At 65.1% G+C, this 16,858-nt stretch carries 19 protein-coding genes; 10 read left to right on the top strand and 9 right to left on the bottom strand.

The features are described 5' to 3' along the window. Positions 1 to 216: 216 nt before the first annotated feature. The 3 genes from LFT49_RS05695 to LFT49_RS05685 form a co-directional block, all read right to left on the bottom strand. On the bottom strand, positions 217 to 984 hold the full coding sequence (locus LFT49_RS05695; RefSeq protein WP_236821492.1) for an ATP-binding protein: 768 nt from the start codon (positions 982 to 984) through the stop codon (positions 217 to 219). Beyond that, the gene (gene istA / locus LFT49_RS05690) at positions 984 to 2,597 is read right to left on the bottom strand and encodes an IS21 family transposase (RefSeq protein ID WP_237430006.1); all 1,614 of its coding nucleotides are present in this window, start codon (positions 2,595 to 2,597) and stop codon (positions 984 to 986) included. The genes LFT49_RS05695 and istA overlap by 1 nt, the downstream gene beginning before the upstream one ends. A gap of 171 nt (positions 2,598 to 2,768) precedes the next feature. After that, positions 2,769 to 3,935 (bottom strand): PD-(D/E)XK nuclease family protein, encoded by a 1,167-nt coding sequence (locus tag LFT49_RS05685; RefSeq protein WP_237430005.1) that lies wholly within the window; start codon positions 3,933 to 3,935, stop codon positions 2,769 to 2,771. 121 nt (positions 3,936 to 4,056) lie between these two features. On the opposite strand from LFT49_RS05685, the gene LFT49_RS05680 reads away from it, so the two are divergent. Both LFT49_RS05680 and LFT49_RS05675 read left to right on the top strand, forming a co-directional pair. Then, entirely contained in the window at positions 4,057 to 4,242 is a 186-nt protein-coding gene (locus LFT49_RS05680) for a hypothetical protein (RefSeq protein WP_237430004.1), read from the top strand. A gap of 75 nt (positions 4,243 to 4,317) precedes the next feature. Then, a complete protein-coding gene (locus tag LFT49_RS05675; protein WP_237430003.1) occupies positions 4,318 to 4,995 on the top strand; it encodes a hypothetical protein in 678 nt (225 codons plus the stop codon). Between the two features lie 28 nt (positions 4,996 to 5,023). Here the strand turns inward: LFT49_RS05675 and LFT49_RS05670 are convergent, their stop codons facing one another. The 3 genes from LFT49_RS05670 to LFT49_RS05660 are packed head-to-tail and all read right to left on the bottom strand — an operon-like array spanning position 5,024 to position 8,091. Then, positions 5,024 to 5,803, bottom strand: a complete 780-nt coding sequence (locus LFT49_RS05670; protein ID WP_237430002.1) for a carbon-nitrogen hydrolase family protein — start codon at positions 5,801 to 5,803, stop codon at positions 5,024 to 5,026. A gap of 50 nt (positions 5,804 to 5,853) precedes the next feature. After that, positions 5,854 to 7,203, bottom strand: coding sequence for an APC family permease (locus LFT49_RS05665; RefSeq protein ID WP_237430001.1), 1,350 nt, complete (start codon positions 7,201 to 7,203; stop codon positions 5,854 to 5,856). 9 nt (positions 7,204 to 7,212) lie between these two features. Then, the gene (locus tag LFT49_RS05660) at positions 7,213 to 8,091 is read right to left on the bottom strand and encodes a carbon-nitrogen hydrolase family protein (RefSeq protein ID WP_237430000.1); all 879 of its coding nucleotides are present in this window, start codon (positions 8,089 to 8,091) and stop codon (positions 7,213 to 7,215) included. Positions 8,092 to 8,187: 96 nt separating this feature from the next. On the opposite strand from LFT49_RS05660, the gene LFT49_RS05655 reads away from it, so the two are divergent. The 4 genes from LFT49_RS05655 to LFT49_RS05640 all read left to right on the top strand — a co-directional run bounded on the left by LFT49_RS05655 (position 8,188) and on the right by LFT49_RS05640 (position 12,185). Continuing rightward, positions 8,188 to 8,937, top strand: coding sequence for a FadR/GntR family transcriptional regulator (locus tag LFT49_RS05655; RefSeq protein WP_237429999.1), 750 nt, complete (start codon positions 8,188 to 8,190; stop codon positions 8,935 to 8,937). A gap of 65 nt (positions 8,938 to 9,002) precedes the next feature. After that, positions 9,003 to 9,752, top strand: a complete 750-nt coding sequence (locus LFT49_RS05650; RefSeq protein WP_237429998.1) for an SDR family oxidoreductase — start codon at positions 9,003 to 9,005, stop codon at positions 9,750 to 9,752. Positions 9,753 to 9,836: 84 nt separating this feature from the next. Then, complete coding sequence (locus tag LFT49_RS05645; protein WP_237429997.1) at positions 9,837 to 10,586, top strand: hypothetical protein; 750 nt, start codon at positions 9,837 to 9,839, stop codon at positions 10,584 to 10,586. A 51-nt stretch (positions 10,587 to 10,637) separates the two neighbouring features. Next, complete coding sequence (locus LFT49_RS05640; RefSeq protein WP_237429996.1) at positions 10,638 to 12,185, top strand: HD domain-containing phosphohydrolase; 1,548 nt, start codon at positions 10,638 to 10,640, stop codon at positions 12,183 to 12,185. Positions 12,186 to 12,326: 141 nt separating this feature from the next. Here the strand turns inward: LFT49_RS05640 and LFT49_RS05635 are convergent, their stop codons facing one another. Both LFT49_RS05635 and LFT49_RS05630 read right to left on the bottom strand, forming a co-directional pair. After that, positions 12,327 to 12,575 carry a hypothetical protein gene (locus LFT49_RS05635; protein WP_237429995.1) on the bottom strand — a complete coding sequence of 83 codons (249 nt, stop codon included), beginning with the start codon at positions 12,573 to 12,575 and terminating at the stop codon, positions 12,327 to 12,329. A 538-nt stretch (positions 12,576 to 13,113) separates the two neighbouring features. Then, the gene (locus LFT49_RS05630) at positions 13,114 to 14,334 is read right to left on the bottom strand and encodes a Vgb family protein (RefSeq protein WP_237429994.1); all 1,221 of its coding nucleotides are present in this window, start codon (positions 14,332 to 14,334) and stop codon (positions 13,114 to 13,116) included. 196 nt (positions 14,335 to 14,530) lie between these two features. Here LFT49_RS05630 and LFT49_RS05625 point away from each other — a divergent pair, with 196 nt between their 5' ends. Both LFT49_RS05625 and LFT49_RS05620 read left to right on the top strand, forming a co-directional pair. Continuing rightward, a complete protein-coding gene (locus tag LFT49_RS05625) occupies positions 14,531 to 15,019 on the top strand; it encodes a hypothetical protein (protein WP_236821456.1) in 489 nt (162 codons plus the stop codon). Between the two features lie 121 nt (positions 15,020 to 15,140). Next, a complete protein-coding gene (locus LFT49_RS05620; RefSeq protein WP_236821455.1) occupies positions 15,141 to 15,632 on the top strand; it encodes a hypothetical protein in 492 nt (163 codons plus the stop codon). Between the two features lie 39 nt (positions 15,633 to 15,671). On the opposite strand, the gene LFT49_RS05615 is transcribed toward LFT49_RS05620, so the two are convergent. Next, positions 15,672 to 15,992 (bottom strand): GYD domain-containing protein, encoded by a 321-nt coding sequence (locus LFT49_RS05615; protein ID WP_236801362.1) that lies wholly within the window; start codon positions 15,990 to 15,992, stop codon positions 15,672 to 15,674. Between the two features lie 202 nt (positions 15,993 to 16,194). Between LFT49_RS05615 and LFT49_RS05610 the strand changes: the two genes are divergently transcribed. Beyond that, positions 16,195 to 16,512: a hypothetical protein gene (locus tag LFT49_RS05610; RefSeq protein WP_236801361.1), complete on the top strand. Its 318-nt coding sequence runs from the start codon at positions 16,195 to 16,197 to the stop codon at positions 16,510 to 16,512. Positions 16,513 to 16,516: 4 nt separating this feature from the next. Beyond that, positions 16,517 to 16,681: a hypothetical protein gene (locus tag LFT49_RS05605; RefSeq protein ID WP_236821454.1), complete on the top strand. Its 165-nt coding sequence runs from the start codon at positions 16,517 to 16,519 to the stop codon at positions 16,679 to 16,681. The last annotated feature ends 177 nt before the right edge of the window (positions 16,682 to 16,858 follow it).

Below are 16,858 nucleotides of genomic sequence, written 5' to 3'. Positions count from 1 at the left end.
AGCCGCAGGGCCAGACATTCCTTGACTTACAAAAAGTTCTTAGCAGCTAAGCATTTTTTGTAAACGCGAGAACTTCCGTCAGGAGATTAGTGCTGCAGGTTGGCAGATAGCTTTTGTTGGAACTGCTGGTCTGGGTAGTTGGTACTGGGGTTCCGGGAAATTGGTACCGGCCCTTCGCTTGTCCGCTCGGGGCCGGCACCATGTCCTGGTTGGGGTCTATTCCCAGTGGCCCGGTTGCGCTCGGGCCGTATCGTCGCGGAGTCGTCGCATGTCCACGTCGCCGAGGTTGAGTTGGCGTGCATTGTTTGCCAGCCGGTTCACGATCGAGTCCGCGGCCACCCGGTCCGGCAGGGCCTCGACCCAGTAGGCCGGGCCGGATTGGGAAGCGATGAGCGTGGGCAGGCGGTGTTCCCGGTTGGCCAGGACCGCGAAGAGGTCGTTGGCCGCTTCGGGGTCGATGCCCACGGTAAGGAAGTCATCGATGACCAGCAGGTCCACGTCCGAGAGCTCGTTGAGCAGCTTTTGGTGGCCGATGCCGTCACCGCGGGCGATGACCAGCCGGCGGGCGAGGTCGTCCATCCGGGTGTAGGCGACGGTGTGTCCGCTTTGGCAGGCGGCGATCCCGATCGCGCAGGCCAGGTAGGTCTTGCCTCCACCGGTTGGTGAGATGACCAGGAGGTTCGTGGGGTCCTGGCGCCATTGGTGGGCGGCGTAGCGCTTCATCCGCACCGGGGTGATCCCGCGTCCTTCCTGGTAGTTGATCTCGGCGACCGATGCTTGCGGGATCGGGAACCTGGCGGCCCGGATGAGCTTGTCGATCCTGTGGGCCCGGCGCTGGTGGAGGGCGTCGTCCACTGCGGTGAGGAAGATCTGCTCGGGAGTGAGCTCGTCATTGGCCTCGTCGGTGATTAGTTCCTCGAACCGCAAGGCCAGGTGCGCGATGCGCAGGGTCCGGAATTTCTCGTGGTCCTCGCTGGTGAACATCAGCCCTGGCCTCCCTGTCCGTCGCGCCGGTAGTGCTCGGCCGAGCGCACGTGCACCGCCGCCTGGATGCCTGCGCCGGGGTCGGCACCGCCGGCGGGTTTGCGGGTGGCCGCCGCCGGTGTGATTGTTTTGGGTTTTTTAGTGTCGGAGTCGATGGTGGCCATGATCCGTTTGATCGTGCTGTAAGTTCCTGGGCCCTGACCGGTGTCGAGCAGGACCTGGCAGGCGGCCTCCAGGCGGGCCTTGTTCCGCTTGCCCAGGGACTCCAGGATGTTCTGGCAGTCCAGGTACCCTTGGGCCTCCACGGTGTGCCGGTCGATGATCCCGGCGATGACCGCCTCGGTGGCTGGCCCGAAGCCCCGGGCGCGGTCCGTGAACCACCGCTTGGACCACAGCCCGTCGATACCCCGGTGCCGGGTAGGGGCATGCGCGACATCGGTCGAATACTGGCCCTTCCGGCCCAGCCGCCGGACATGCTCGCAGATGACCTGGTCCCCGTCGAAGACGGTCACTGTCGTGGAGGTGACCCGGACCCGCAGCAGCTGCCCGGCGTAGGTGTAGGGCACCGAGTAATGCTGGGAATCGCAGCTGACGTGGTAATTCCGTCCGACCTTGAGCTGCTTCCATTCCACCGAGTCGAACCCGTCGGCCGGCAGCGCCTGGAGCAGGCCGGACTCATCGGCGGTGAACCGTTCCCACCGGGTGCTGCCATCGGCCCGGGGAATCCGCTCGTTGATCTCCACCAGCCGGGCCCCGATCGCCTCGTTCAGGGCCTGCGCCGTGGTGAAGACCTCCTCGGCCAGATAGCCGATCACCCGCTTGTTCACCACGTTCACCGCCGACTCGGCCGCAGCCTTATCGCGGGGCCGTTTCGCCCTGGCCGGCACGATCCCCGTCGAATAATGCTCGGCCAGCTGCTGATACCGGGCGTTGAGCACCCGGGCCGATTCGCCCCGCTTCGGCCGGTGAGTCGAGGTCGCCGGATTGTCCGGGACCACCAGCTGCGGGACCCCGCCATAGAACGAGAAAGCCGCCACATGGGCGGCAATCCAGGACGCCGATGTCATGTCCGTATACCCATGGCAGAACACCGCCCCGGAATACGGCAGCACAGCCACGAACAGATAGACCCCGGTCACCTCCCCGGTGACCGCATCCACAACCCCCAGGGTGTCCCCGGCCCAGTCCACCAGCATCGCCCGGCCCGGCTCGTGGTGCAGCGTCGCCACGACATCGGTCACGCGGGCATGCTCGGCGAACAGGGCGCAAAACTGCGAATACCCGTACTTCTTCCCGCCGTTCGCGGCACTCGAGACCAAGTACCTGCTCCAGGCCTGCTGGAGAGTGAAGTGCCGGTTCTCCCGCATCGAAGCCAGCACCCGATCAAAATCCGGGCGTTCGTATAACTCCGTGACCCTCTTACGACCATCCGGAAACAACCGGGCGATCTCCTGCGGGGACATCGCCCCGATCTGCCCTGCGGTAAAACCGTAAGCCGCAATCGTCTTCTTCGCCGCGGCCACGTCACGGCGGGAACACCCCGCCACCGCGACGATCTCGTCATAGCTCCGACCAGCAACAGCCAAGGTCATAATGGCCTTGAAATCGGCCATGCTGCCTCCTCACATAGGAAAAGGCGGCGCCCAGTGCACCGCCTCACCCACAGCGCAGCACCCACAAACCACGACAGTACCAACTCACCGGAACACGAGTACCAACTCACGCTATCTGCCAGCAGGTAATATCCACCAGCCGAATGCGTCTGGTTCCGGCAACCTTCAGTTTCAATTGAGTAGGGCAGTGATTTCGTCGTGAAGCCTATGGTCGGTGCGGTCGAGGCCGTCTAGAACGTCCTGAATACTCACTGTCGACTGACGGATCTCCTTGACGTCGGACCGCGTAAGGAACAGACGCGAGTAGTCCGCTTGGTCGGAATCAACCTTCCGGGCCCAACTGGAATCCTGTTCGTTGGCGAACCAGGCAGACGGGCCGAACTTGAGTTGGAGCCGCGAGCCACTTAGGTCGATCGACTCTCCAGCCACCTCGATGTTGATAGTCCACTGGTATATCCCCGCGAATCTCGCGTCGACTCCGCGCACAAACCCCTCGCCCCGAGTTGCATCGAGTTGTCGCCTGAGTGGTCCCTCACTGTAGGCGCTGAGACGCCTCTTTGCCCGCTGAAGGAGATCGCGGCCCTCGCCAAACCGTTCCCTCGCCTGGACCGCAAGATCATCAGCAAAGCGCTCGGCGGCCACTTCTTGCGGCTGCAACTGATACCTGCGTACCTCCCCCGTATCACACATGGCAACAACGAAATTGAGCACGTCCTGGTCACCCATGCGACCCCTTCCCCTAACGAACTTTCGGTGGAACTGCTCGATGAATGCATAGGCATCGGGATTCTTCCGCTGGTAAGCCCTGTCGCCACCAACATGTTCCAGCAGTCGCTCAGCTAACTTGCCATACGTGAGGACTGCGGCGTCCTCCCACCCCAAGGTCTGCAAGGACACATCCTCATCGCGACACAAAAGAGCGACGACACCACGCTTACCGTCCCGGACGCTGAACGCCAGATAACCGCTGTAACTGTGACCGTGACCGTCAGAGGTGAAGTAGTTCTCGATGACGACGACTGCATCTTCGCTCTCAAGGACAAGGTCGGCGATGTCCGCGCCCGCCCCGCCCACCGCGGTATTAACCTCCTGACGCACCAAGTAGTCGCCATGCGGAAGGGGTTCGCTCCCCTCCGAGACTAGGTTCAACTCGTCGATAAAGATCCGCAGAAAGCGGTCACCCAGATTGTGCGTCTGCTCAGGGTCCAATAACCATCTGAATACATTCGAGATCTGCTTCTCGTGGAGTCCGTGGTGCATAACATCAAAGATGTTGAAACTCAGTTCGAGGGACCTGCCAAGCACTGGCAGGAGCCCAGTTACCAAGTCATCTGACACGACATCATCCCCCTGGCATCGACGTTAGGGCCAATAGAAGACGCGGCCACTGGCAAAAGAATAAACTGAATCATCAGCGCATAACTCCAGCGCAACTATCCTCCGGCCTAAACTCGAGGCTATGGCTACCTATGAACCCGCCGAACTCGCCCGGGAACTTGGCTACTCCGATGAACAACGGCCGGGGAAGGTGGTCCGAGACTACCTCCGCAAGAAGTATCCGGACCACCGGAAGCATGAACGCTGGGTGCTCGAGGAGGATCAGGCTGCCGATGTTCGGGCTAACGTCCCACGAAAGGGCGACTAAGTTGCGTAATAGCCCCAATGGGCCCGCCAGCATGAATGCCAGCACCAGAGGCAGAAGACAGGAGTAACAATTTCAGTGACATCCCCTCAGCAGCGCATAGCCCTGCTGCCGGACATGCCCGATTCAAGACTGCTGGTGGAACTCACCAGCCACGCGAGCGATCTGTCGGAAGCCTCCCATACATTGGCCAGTGCACTCGCTGTCGGTGAGAGTTCGGAACTGTGGCTTCCGCTAACATCACATGCGGTGACGGCCTACATTCGACCCTTTATCCTGTCGAATGTCCGCAGGCGCCTCGAGGAGATGCCCGGGATACCAGCCGTGCCCTCCTCGATGAAGTGGTTGCACGAAGTTATTCGTCAGTACCGCAACACGACCATCGCGCATTCGCAATCGAACTTAGCCCTGCCCCTTCCGTTTGTCCTGCTGGACGACGCCGGGCACCCAACTAAAGTTGCTCCCATATCCGTCATCAATCAGATGCCTCTGGTAATCGCCGAACGCTTTGCTGACCTGATTTTCGCCATGGAAGACGCGGTAGAACAGGCAACACAGCCAGTTCTGGATCGGCTGCATGCATGGCTACGAGACAAAACAGCAGAAGAAGTCATGAATTGGGACCCGCCAGAATTCGTCCACGCGGCTGCTTTGGAATTCAATGCCGGAGAACGAAGAACCCACCTTCCTCGTTTCACAGGCTATTGGCAGGAGCAGTTACCCAGCGATGAGCAAGTACCGGGGCAATTGTCATAACCCGGGCTCTTCCAAGTTCACCTCGTCCTTACAGCCGCCGCTGCCGGAACATCGGGAACGACTTCCGCACCCGTTCCACCGTCTCCAGCGAAATCTCCAGCGCCCGCACCCCAGGCTCAAGCCCAAGGTCGGCTTCGACAAACCCCATCGGGTCCACCAGCACACTTCTGCCCACGGACACCGGCGGCGCCTGGCATACCCCGGCCACGTAGACGCTGTTCTCGATCGCACGGGCTGCGTTCAGCGCCAGCCACTGTTCCGTCTTGTGCTCGCCAGGCACCCAGGACGAGCAGACCAGCAGGACCTGCGCGCCGGCGTCGGCCAGTGACCTGGCCAGCTCCGGGAACCGCAGGTCGTAGCAGGTCATCAGCCCGAACCGCACTCCCCCGTGTTCGAACACCACCGGCGCGGTGGACGGCCCAGGCTTGATAAACGTCGACTCCCCAAAGCCCTGCGCGTCGAAAAGGTGGATCTTCCGGTAGAAAGCCAGCCGGCCGCCGTCGGGCCCGAAAGCCGCCAGCGTGTTATAGGCCTTGCCTGGCTCCTCCGAGGTTTCCACAACGCCCGCCACCAGCGCGATGCGGTGGCGGCGGGCCGTGTCCGCGATTTCCTGGCAGACGGGGCCGTTCAGCGGCTCGGCCATCTCTGGGAATGTCGCGTCCACCTTCTTCTTCTCGTAGGTGGCGTACTCCGGGAACGCGACCAGCCTGGCGCCGTCGCGCGCTGCCTCGGCGGCGAACCGGTCGATCGCGACGAGGTTGGCACGGATGTCGGCACCCGACTCCAGCTGCCCCAGCGCTATCCTCACTAGAGTTCCTTCCCTCGGCCCAAGGTGCCAAACAACCAAACCGACCAGCGTCAGGCGGCCGCCTCGACCGTCGCCTTCTCCGTGGCCGTCATCTCCGGCGGGGCGGCCTTGAACCCGCGCGTGATCAGGGCCAGGACCAGCACGCCCAGCACCAGCCAGGACACACCCAGCGTAATGGCGTTGCTGTCCAGCTGGGAGAGCAGGTAGGCGCAGATGAGGGCGCCGATCACCGGGACCACCACGTAGGACACCAGGTTCAGCTGCTGCCCTGCCCGGCGCTGGCGCACATAGTGGAACACCACCGAGGCGTTCACCAGCGTGAAGGCGGTGAAGGCACCGAAGTTGATGAACGACGTCGACGTGGCCACGTCCAGGAAGATCGCGATCAGGCCCACGATGCCGGTGATCACCAGGTTGGCCACCGGGGTGTGGAACTTCTCGCTCAGCCGGCCGAAGACGGCCTTGGGCAGGACGGAGTCGCGGCCCATCGCGTACAGCAGGCGGGAGGCGCTGGCCTGGGCGGCGAGGCCGGAGGCGAACTGCGCCACCACCAGGCCGGCCAGGAACACGGCGCCGAACAGCTGCCCGCCGATCTGCAGGGCGATGGAGCTGGCAGCGGAGGCGGAGTCCTCGAACACGCCGCCGGGGTGGACCAGCTGGGTCACGTAGGACACCGCAACGAAGATGCCGCCGCCGATCAGGGCCACGAGCATGATGGCGCGCGGCACTGTCCGGCGCGGGTTGATGGTTTCCTCGGTGAGGGTGGTGACGGCGTCGAACCCCAGGAACGAGTACGCGGCGATGGCCGCGCCTGCGGAGATGGTGGCGAAGCTGGCGGTGTCGTTGAAGAACGGCTGGCCGCTGGCCAGTCCCCCGGCGCCGTTGGCGGACACCACGCTGCCGATGGCCAGCGCCACGAAGAACACCAGGACCAGCAGCTGGAAGGCCATCAGCACGTAGTTGGCCTTGTCCGCCACCTTGATGCCCAGGATGTTCAGCAGCGTGGTGATCACGATGAAGCCCACGATCCAGACGCCGATGGGGATGCCGGGGAACTGCGCGGTGAGGTAGGAGCCGCCGATGAGCCAGATGACCATGGGCAGGAAGAGGTAGTCCAGCAGCACGGCCCAGCCCACCAGGAACCCGACGCGGGGATCGATGGAGCGGCGGACGTAGGTGTAGGCGGAGCCGGCCACGGGGTAGGCGACGGCCATCCGGCCGTAGCTGTGCGCGGTGAACAGCATGGCCACCAGCGCCACCAGGTACGCGGCGGGCGCGGCGCCGCCGGTGGTTTCGGCGATGATGCCGAAGATCCCCAGGACGATGATCGGGGTCAGGTACGCCAGGCCGAACAGGACCAGCGAGGGCAGCTTCAGGGTGCGGGTGAGGGTTGTTGTCACGGTGTTTCCTTACGGTTTGTAGGACGGCGGTGTCCAGATGGCCGGGTTGATGCGGCCTTGGTAGACGGGAAGTTCGACGGCGGGTTCCCCCTCGCGGAACTGCGACCAGGGGCGGTTGAGGTTCTCCGTGCCATGCGTGCGGACGCGGTCGACGGCGGCAAGGTCCAGTTCCGCGGTGAGCAGCTGCGGCTGATCGTCTGCCGCCTCGGCGACGGTGTTGCCTTCCGGGTCCACGATGATGCTCTTGCCCTGGCCGGTGGGGCCGGCGCAGTTGACGCTGACCATAAAGACCTGGTTCACGATGGCGTTGGCCTTGGCGAGGATCAGTTCCTGCCTGCGGTCCGGGGTGGTGGTTTTGACGACGTTGAGGATCACGTCGGCGCCCATCCAGGCGAGCTGGCGGGACACCTCCGGGTACCAGGCGTCGTAACAGATGTTCAGGCCCACCCTGCCGATGCCGGGCAGGTCCACGGTGGTGAACCGGTCGCCGGGGTCGTAGGGCTCGAACGGGCGCCAGGGGAAGATCTTCCGGTAATAGCCGGCGAGCTCCCCTTCCGGGGACAGGACCAGCTGGGTATTAAAGAGCTGCCCTTCAGGGCCGCGTTCGCAGACGCTGCCGGGGACGAGCCAGATGTTGAGGTCTTTGGCCAGCTGCTTGAGTTCTCTGACCCGTGGGCCGTCCAGGGGTTCGGCGCTGGCCTGGAGTACTTGGGTTCTTTGCCGGTCCGGGTTTTCGTCGCCGAAAAGGTGCAGCTCGGGGAAGACGACGAGCTTGCTGTGCGGCTGGGCTTGGAGGGCTGCTTTGACCTCGTCGGCGAAGGCAGAGACGGGTTCGCCTATGAGCCGCGGCCGAGCCTGGGCGGCGATGAGGGGAAGGATGCGTTGCATGGGTTATTCTCCGCGTTGGGGTGTGATCCGGGTTATATTAGATCAGAATGATCAAATAAAGGGAAGGGGGCTGGCGTGGGCCGTAAAGTAGCGAACATGACCCGTCAGCTGGAGGACACCGTTGAGCCCCCGCGCCTCGCCGCCGGCAGGATGCCCGGGATGGAGCGCCGCAGTGCGATGGACGCAGTGCGGATGCGGATCGGCATGGCTATTTCGCTGGGGCTGCTGAAGCCGGGCGAGCGGCTGCCCGACCAGGAGGACGTAGCTCTTGGCCTCTCGGTCAGCCCCATCACCGCCCGCCGTGCACTTGCGAGTCTGGCGGAGCAGGGCGTGGTGGTGCGCCGGCGCGGCCGGGCCGGGGGAACGTTTGTGGCGGATTCACCGCCTGCTGATGTTTTGGCTGACCTCTCGGCGTCACCCGCGGAGTCCCAGGCCGTGAACCGGCTGGTGGACCGGCGGCTGCTGTTCGAATGCGCGGTGACGCACTATGCGGCCGTCAACGCCTCGCCGGAGCAGCTGGATGAGTTGGAGCGGCTGACTCGTGAGATGGCCGAGGCGACCGACTGGTCCTACTACCACCGGATGGACGAGCAGTTCCATCAACTGGTGGGTACTGCGTCATGCCTGGACTCCGCCGTCGAGGTTTATCACGAGACCCTCGCCGAGCTCTACGACTACTTCATCCCCTACCCCATCAAGAAGCTGCACACGTCCAACCAGGATCACATCGCGCTTGTGGCAGCCCTCCGTGCCGGCCGTGTTGAGGAAGCTGTGGAGGTCTCCCGGAAGCACGTGGACATCCTGCACCGGACCATGTTTATGGGGCTGGCGCAGGGTGGAGCCTGAGCCGACAAGCCGGGTAGTGGCAGCCCTGGCCGCCGGCGGGATAGGACCGCCATAGGATTTCTTCCATGAGGATTGCCGTTGCAGGGGGAACCGGTACAGTGGGCCGCCACGTTGTGGCCATCGCCAGGGAGCGCGGGCACCAGGTGGTCAGCATCAGCCGCGCCGAAGGGGTGGACCTGGTCAGCGGGCGCGGCCTCGAGCAGGCACTCCAGAATGTCGAAACAGTCATCGACGTCGCCGGCATCCAAACCCTGTCCACCAAGAAGGCCGTGGATTTCTTCACCAACGCGACGCAGAACCTGCTCGCGGCCGGGAAGAAGGCCGGCGTAAAGCACCACGTGGCGCTGTCCATTGTGGGCATCGACAACGCCAACTCAGGACTCTACGCCGGGAAGCTGGTGCAGGAGGACGAAGTCAGGCACGGCGGCGTCCCCTGGACCCTCCTGCGGTCCACCCAGTTCCACGAGTTCGTGCCGATGTCCATCAAGGCCACCTCAGTGGGCCCGCTGGTCCTCGTACCCACGATGTTCACCCAGCCGGTGGCGGCAAAGGAGGTGGCCGCAGCCCTGGTGGATGCGGCCGAGGCCGGTCCGAAGGGACGCATCCCGGACCTCGGCGGCCCGCGGCCGGAACAGCTGAAGAGCCTGGCCGCGGCCTATCTGGCCAAGACGCAGCAGAAGAAACGGATCATTCCCCTGCATGTTCCCGGCCCCATGGGCAAGGCCATGCGCAAAGGCGCGCTGATCCCGGGGCCGGGTTCCGCCGTCGGGCGCCAGACGTTCCTGGAGTGGCTCGACGCCAACGACGCCGCGTAAAAGCCACTGCTAAATGGGGCAGTTGCCCCATGCCCCTGTTGCGGCCCGCTCCTAGGCTCAGGGCATGGAGAAAAGGAGGCGGCCATGAACACCTACCAGCCGCAGTCATCAGCACAGGCAACACCGACACTTGCCGAGCTTCCGGAGGACGCAGCGGAGCATTTCGCCGGGTACGCCGTCCTGGGGCTACCCTTCAGCAGCGGCCATTACCTGGCTTTCCGGGATTTCCCGGTGAGCTCCGTCGGCCCCGGCTACCGCTCCGTGTGGCACCGCACACCCGGCGGCGAGTGGACCATCTACGCCAACGCCGCGCCGGAGTTCAGCTGCGCACGCTACTTCGGGGCGGCCGTGCAGCATACGGTGGAGACCGACGTCGACATCCACTGGAGTGGGCCCTTCACCGCCGTGATCACGGTCCCGGGCCTCGTTGACTGGCGCCTGCAGCTGGGCACCTCGGCGGCCACCTCGATGCTGACCGCCATGGCCGTCCGGATGCCCGAAACGCTGTGGCGCAACGAGCTGGTGCTCCGCGCCACGGGAGCATTCGTCGGGCCGCTGCTCAACGCCGGCAGGATGAAGGTCTCCGGCGTGGTGCCCAACGGCCAGACATTCCAGGCCCAGCCCCGCCAGTTGTGGGCGGTCACCGATTCCCAGGCCGCCATCCTGGGTGAGGACGCGGGCAAGCCCGGGCCATTGGAGGTGCAGGACCACCTGGCGGACTTCTGGCTTCCGCAACGTGGACTGTTCGGAGCCCGCGTGGGCGTGCGCTTCCCGTCCACCGCCCACCCCAGCGAGAACGCATCCGTACGCGCCGGGAAAAAGCAGACCGCATGACGGCGGGCTGATCCCTACTGCCCGCGGTGATGGCTTCCTAGAATGGCAGGTGTGAAGCAGTCACCGGCTGCACCCCGCCGCAGTGAAGTCCTGGCCGCGCTGTCCCTCGCCATCGACCTGGGCCTCGGGCAGCCGATGGAGCACATGCTGCGCTCCTGCCTGCTGGCTCTGCGGATCGCCGGCGCGGCGGGAGTTGACGCTCCCGCCCAGGGCCGGCTCTACTACGCCAACCAGGTGGCGTGGATCGGTTGCCACGCGGATTCGTTTGAACTGGCGGCGCTGTTCGCGGACGATATCGCCTTCCGCGCCGACTACTACAACCGCGACCAGCACGGACTGCCCATGTACGCCGGCATGTTCAGCCATGCCGGCGCGGGCCTGCCGCCAATCGCCCGCGTTGCGTACTGGACGCGTTTCGCGGCCACGGGCAGCACTGCGGTGCGCAACATGATCGCCTCGCACTGCATCTCCGCCGGGGTGCTGGCCAGCAATGTAGGGCTCGACGGCGGCGTGGCAGGACTGCTTGCCCACACCTTTGAGCGGTGGGACGGCAAGGGCCTGCCGGAGGGAGTCGCTGGGCAAGACATCCCGCTGGAGATGCGGATCATGCACCTCGCGGATACGGCGGAGGTGTTCCTGCGGCAGGAGGGCGTGGCGGGTGCGGTGGCGATGGTGCGGGCGCGCCGCGGCAGCCAATTCGATCCCGCCCTGGCCGGGCTGTTCATCGACCAGGCCGGGGCGCTCACCGAAGGACTCCTCGACGTCGACTGCTGGCAGGCGGCCCTGGACCTGGCACCCAACGACGCTCCCCTGTCCGGGACCCAGCTGGACGCAGTGCTGTCTGCCGTGGGTGACTTCGCCGACCTCAAATCTCCTTACACCGCCGGGCATTCCCGCGCCGTGGCTGCCCTCGCAGCTGCCGCGGGCGAGGAGCACGGGCTGGCGGCCGACGATGTGAGTGAGCTCCGCCGTGCAGGATGGGTTCACGACCTGGGCCGGCTGGGAGTATCCAACCAGGTATGGGACAAGAAGGAACCCCTCTCCCAAGCCGACCTGGAACGCATCCACATGCACCCGTACCTGGGAGAACGGATCCTCAGCCGGGTGCCCGGGCTGAGGGCCGAGGCAGCCCTGACCGGCCTGCACCATGAGCGGCTGGACGGGTCCGGCTACCCACGCGGGATCGGCGGAACCGAGTTGGGGATCAAGCAGCGGATCCTGGCTGCCGCCGACTCCTACCATTCCTCTTTGGAACCCCGTCCGCACCGGGACGCCCTCACGCCCGCCGACGCTGCTGCCAGGCTGCGGCATGAAGCTTCAGCGGGCCGGATTAGCCGCGAGGCTGCGGACGCCGTGCTCACGGCGGCGGGACAGCAGCCCCATCACCGGCCTGCCGCTCCGGCCGGGCTCACCCCCAGGGAACTCGAGATCCTCGGCATGCTCTGCCGCGGAATGACGCCGGCCGAGATAGCCGGCAGCCTGTTTCTCGCCCGCAAGACCGTCCGCAACCATGTGGAGCACATCTACACCAAGACCGGTGCAACCAACCGGGTGGGTGCCACCCTGTTCGCGGTGAGAAATGGCCTGATCGAGCAGTGAACCTTCCACTGCTCCGGCGCGCGGCGGCACCCGCCCTGCTTCCGCCGTAGCACGGAAAAGGAGGCCGACGACGACACTGGGTGTCGCCGTCGGCCTCCTTTTTGCCTCCGCAGTGGGCTAAGCCGCAGCGGAACTACGGCTTTAGGCCGCCGGGAGCGTGAGGTAGCTGCCCTCGACAGTGTTGGCGGGGACAACGAGAGCGCCGTCCGCCGTGACGTAGCTGCCACGGGTGGAGCGGGACAGGTTTCGGCTGCCGGGAAGGGTGACATAGCTGCCGCGGCCGACGGTCGCGCTGCCGGCGGGAAGGGTCACGTAGCTGCCACCGCGCGGGGCGGGGGCGGCTTGGTTGGTGGGGAAGGTTTTTGCGGGTCGTTCGGCCAGCGTAGTCATGGGTTCTCCTCGGAATTTGGAATGAGGGGGATGAGGGCCATTCGGGTTGTTGTGTCGCTCAAGCAGGAAGGGCGGTGGCGAAGAAATCGCATGCCCTGCTGGCCCGGGAATGTTCACCGGTGCGGCACTCAAGGGCGGCGGTGACCTGTACTTAAATTTACGCGCTTATTACGAGCTACTCAAAATAAAGTGGGCAGACTCACCAGCCCATAGGACCGCTGCCACAGGCTGCCGCACCCCGGACAAAAAAGAGGCTGTGCATCGGATCGGACCCGGCATCCCCCGCGACGGGGTCCCAGACCGCGGTCGCCCTGGTCAAGATGGCGGAGCCCCGGGTTCCGGCACGGGCGCGCCACGCTGCGCTGGCCGCGGGAGGTCGCCGCGGCACCGGTCCCGCTCGACCTCACGCACGCCGAGTTCGTGAAGATTGTGGTGGCCGTGAACCACGGATTCCTGATTCTTTGGCTAAAAGACGAAGGCTCCGTCCCTTGGGACGGAGCCTTCGCCGTCTAAATCATTCCCGACGCCTCACGGAGCATCAGTCCAACGCCCAGGCCTGATCCGCCCCACCCCCGTCAGCCTTCCTCCGGCGCCGCAGCACCACGATCAGGAAAGCGGCGCTGACCAGGAGCAATCCTCCCGCTCCGGCAGCCACCACGGGAAGGGCCACGTCGAAGGAAGCCTGCGCAACGACCGACTCATCGGGTGCACCGCCGTCAGGCATTGCTGCCGTCTCTCCCCCACCCGGGGCGGGCGCCGCAGCGGACGCAACAGGTCCGCCGTCGAGCACTGTCAGCGATTTGCTGTGCCTGTTCACCACCACCACGGACCCGTCCGCCCGTTCGGCAAGGCGCCCGGGATCGTCGCCCACCGCGATGGTCTCCGGAGCAGCCGCGCCGGGGCGGATCACCGAGACCGAGTCGCCCAGGCCGTTGGTCACGTACACCGTCCCGTCGGCAGCGGCCAGCACCTCCTGCGGCGCCTCGCCCACGGGAATCCGCCGTGCCACCGTGGTGCCGCCGGGATCGATCACCGCAACGTCGTTGGTCTTGATGTTGGCCACGTAGACGGTCCCGTCCGGAGCCACGGCAATGCCGTGCGGATGGCCCTGCGTTCCCACATCGACGGTGTGCGAGGGCCATGCCCCGCCCGCGGGAATCACGCTAACGGTGCCGGCGAGCTCGTTGGCGGCGTAGGCCGTCCCGTCCCTGCCCACGGCAAACCGCACCGGATATGGCCCGGCCTGGATAATCCGCTGCACCCAGGCGTCGCCCTGCTTCACCACGGACACCGAGTTTTCGTCCGGATTGACCACGTAGAGCGAACCCTCCGGCCCCACCGTCAGCCAGTGCGTTCCCGGGGCCACCTTTAGGACCAGGGAGACTTCGTCCGCGCCCGGGGCCACCATCCCTATCCCGGACTGCGCGCCGTCGTATTGTGCAACGTAAAGCGTCCCGTTCGGCGTCACGGCGACTGAGGTGGGAGAGTTCCCGGTCCTAATGGTGCGGGACGGCACGGTCTCCCCCGGCTTGAACACGCTCACGCCGCCGTCGTACCGGTAATCGCTGACATACAGGGTTCCATCCGGTCCGGACGCAACGGCCACTGGGTCGCCGGAGACGGCAATCGTCCGGGTATCACCGGCGGAGGCAGGGACAGCAGCGACGGCGGCGGCCACCACCAGGGCGGCACCGGCCAGCAGCGTCCGGCGGGCGGCAAGCAGCAGCGAGGCGTGCAGGCGTGACGGGCTGGATGTCATGAAATTTCCCCCAAAATGGCGCCGATCCCCCTCGGCAATGCTCCGATCCTACCTGCGCTCCCGGCCGGACGTTGCAGTTCAGCGCCCGGTGACATTCGGCCCTGTGTTCACAGTGCATGAGTGGTGATTCTTCTAAAGAAGGAATGTTTCTGCATATGGGAAAGTCCCCCCGCACAGGAGCCTGGAGGCCGATTACATGGAGCAGTTGATCCCTTGGGCGATATTCTGCACCGCGGTCCTGGTATTTTGCCTGATCAAGCCGCGCGCGGCGCGGGTCTTCGTCGGGGTCTTCTTCATCCTCATGGCAATAGGCGTCAACGTCGTCCTGAGCTTCGCCGCCCCCGACCAGTTCGTAAAGCTCGGGACCGACAACGCCTTGGTTCCCTTCTACGCCTGGGTGTTCCAGACTTTCGTCGCCCCCGCACCGCAAATCGTGGGGATCCTGGCGGCAGCCGGCGAGACGGCCATCGGGCTGCTGATCCTCAGCGGAGGCAGGCGGGCCCAGCTGGGCCTGATGGGTGCCATTATCTTCCTGATCGTCATCACCCCGCTGGGAGTCTGGACGTTGCCCAATCCGATCTTTGCCGCTGGCCTTGTTCGGCTGCTTCGGGACGAATACCCACGAAATCTGTTGCGATTGCGCCGTACACAGCACCTACCTGTTACCCCGAGTGGACACGCGTAGCGGAATCAGCCGCTGCCGCATGGAAGAGGCATCCCTCATGAACTCCGCGAACCCATCGAAGGGCGCGACGAAGTTTCCGGACTCGTCATCACCACCCGGCCAAAGGGCGCATAGTTAGATAATGACGGGTCCTTACACCCGGGGCGACTCCTACAGCAGCGAGGCCTCCCGGAAACACATCAGGCAGTCGCTGGAGAACTACGGCGCAACAGAGATCATCTTCAGCCAGCGGGGCAGCCTGGGCGCCGTCGGATTCAAGGGTGACGGCAGGCAGTTCCGGGTTGTCATGCAGTTACTGCAGTCCGAGGGAGCCCTGGCGATCCGCGGGGACATTGCCGACAGCGCGCTCCGGGACGCGAGCGCAAAGGTGCTGGAACGTGTGAACCGCAAATCCTGGCACGCACTGGCTCTGGCCATCGACGCCAAGCTCGGAGCAGCGACGGCGGGCATAGCCACCCTTGAATCGGAGTTCCTGGCCCATGTGGTTCTTCCCGGCAACCACACGGTGCTGGACCAAATCGAACCCGTCATTGCGTCTTCCTACCGGTCCGGCCAGCGTCCGTCCTTCGGCCTGTCCGCCCTCCCGCCCATAGCCAGCGGCCCGCCGTCGTAATTTACGACGGCGGTCCGCTCACCAAAGTGCCTGGCTCCCCTACTTCCCAGGTGCGCGGTATGCGGGCGTCTTCCGGGCGGCTTCGTCAATGTCCTCCACGCTCATGAGCGGCTTCAGGCGGACATTGACGTTCCCCGTCGAGTTGATCAGCAGCGACAGTGCTGCGGCGCTGGCATCATCGGGCACCTCGAAAACGCCCAAGACGTCGTAGTACCCAAAGGCGTAGTAGAAGCTTTCCAGCGTCCCGCCAACGGATTTCAGGGCCTCCGTCAGGGCATCACGCCGCTTGGTGCCGCCTTCCTGCATGAGCCCCTTGATTCCGTCGCCCACATACGTTGCTTCAAACATGTACTTCGGCATGGTCTTTTCCTTCCTGCAACGGGGCGGGTGGCCCCGACACCGCTGAAAGTATTCCGGCGGCTGCAGGCAGTCAATAAGCCCGCCTACCCAATGTTCTCCCCCGTTGTAGTGGGCCCAAAGTAGGGCATTTCTCCCCTGTCTGCCGGCCGCCGCCGGGGCTAGCCTGACCCGCATCAGCGTCCACCGCCGTCGAGGAGTTGCCATGGCCGGGTTTGTGCAGATCATCGAATTCACGTCTTCCCGCATCAAGGAGATCGAAGAGCTGGGCCGCCCCTCCAGAACCGGGGGAAGCACGGCGCCCACGTTCCGCCGCATCGTTGCCACCGCGGACAGGGACCACCCGGGCCACTACTTCACCATCGCCGAGTTCGATTCCTACGACTCCGCCATGGAGAATTCCGGCCGGCCGGAAACCTCCGACTTCGCTGCCAGGATGGCCGCACTCTGCGACGGGCCGGTAATCTTCCACAACCTCGACGTGATGTGGGAGGACACCGGAGACGGTGCGGGCAGCGGCTAGGGGCATGGCTTCCACAACTCCCACACAGGAACGGGGCGGGGCCGGGACAGACCTCGTTGCCGGTCTCAGCTCCCTGGCCGGGGCTTCCCTGGACATGGTGGGCGGCAAAGGCCTCAACCTGGGCCGGCTGGCGGCAGCCGGTTTTCCGGTTCGTCCGGTTTCTGCCTGACCACCGCTGCGTACCGGATGGCCGCGCCCAGCGAACTGGACGGCATCGCCGCCCGCCTTGACGGCGCAGAACAACCTGGCCAGGCAGACAGGCATGACCAGGCGGGGAGGGCCGGCCAGGCGGAAACGCACGACGGCGGCAGCGGACTTCCGGACGAAGACCGGAACCAGCTCGCAT

Origin of the sequence: Arthrobacter sp. FW306-06-A (assembly GCF_021870055.1) — a bacterium.
Taxonomy (GTDB): domain Bacteria; phylum Actinomycetota; class Actinomycetes; order Actinomycetales; family Micrococcaceae; genus Arthrobacter.
This window is presented reverse-complemented; position numbering and strand designations above follow the sequence as displayed.

What these genes read in the sequence shown, in the direction of transcription:
- LFT49_RS05695 (WP_236821492.1), bottom strand. Translation starts at nt 984, where the DNA reads ATGTTCACCAGCGAGGACCACGAGAAATTCCGGACCCTGCGCATCGCG.
- istA (WP_237430006.1), bottom strand. Translation starts at nt 2,597, where the DNA reads ATGGCCGATTTCAAGGCCATTATGACCTTGGCTGTTGCTGGTCGGAGC.
- LFT49_RS05680 (WP_237430004.1), top strand. Translation starts at nt 4,057, where the DNA reads ATGGCTACCTATGAACCCGCCGAACTCGCCCGGGAACTTGGCTACTCC.
- LFT49_RS05660 (WP_237430000.1), bottom strand. Translation starts at nt 8,091, where the DNA reads ATGCAACGCATCCTTCCCCTCATCGCCGCCCAGGCTCGGCCGCGGCTC.
- LFT49_RS05655 (WP_237429999.1), top strand. Translation starts at nt 8,188, where the DNA reads ATGACCCGTCAGCTGGAGGACACCGTTGAGCCCCCGCGCCTCGCCGCC.
- LFT49_RS05650 (WP_237429998.1), top strand. Translation starts at nt 9,003, where the DNA reads ATGAGGATTGCCGTTGCAGGGGGAACCGGTACAGTGGGCCGCCACGTT.
- LFT49_RS05645 (WP_237429997.1), top strand. Translation starts at nt 9,837, where the DNA reads ATGAACACCTACCAGCCGCAGTCATCAGCACAGGCAACACCGACACTT.
- LFT49_RS05635 (WP_237429995.1), bottom strand. Translation starts at nt 12,575, where the DNA reads ATGACTACGCTGGCCGAACGACCCGCAAAAACCTTCCCCACCAACCAA.
- LFT49_RS05630 (WP_237429994.1), bottom strand. Translation starts at nt 14,334, where the DNA reads ATGACATCCAGCCCGTCACGCCTGCACGCCTCGCTGCTGCTTGCCGCC.
- LFT49_RS05625 (WP_236821456.1), top strand. Translation starts at nt 14,531, where the DNA reads ATGGAGCAGTTGATCCCTTGGGCGATATTCTGCACCGCGGTCCTGGTA.
- LFT49_RS05620 (WP_236821455.1), top strand. Translation starts at nt 15,141, where the DNA reads ATGACGGGTCCTTACACCCGGGGCGACTCCTACAGCAGCGAGGCCTCC.
- LFT49_RS05615 (WP_236801362.1), bottom strand. Translation starts at nt 15,992, where the DNA reads ATGCCGAAGTACATGTTTGAAGCAACGTATGTGGGCGACGGAATCAAG.
- LFT49_RS05610 (WP_236801361.1), top strand. Translation starts at nt 16,195, where the DNA reads ATGGCCGGGTTTGTGCAGATCATCGAATTCACGTCTTCCCGCATCAAG.
- LFT49_RS05605 (WP_236821454.1), top strand. Translation starts at nt 16,517, where the DNA reads ATGGCTTCCACAACTCCCACACAGGAACGGGGCGGGGCCGGGACAGAC.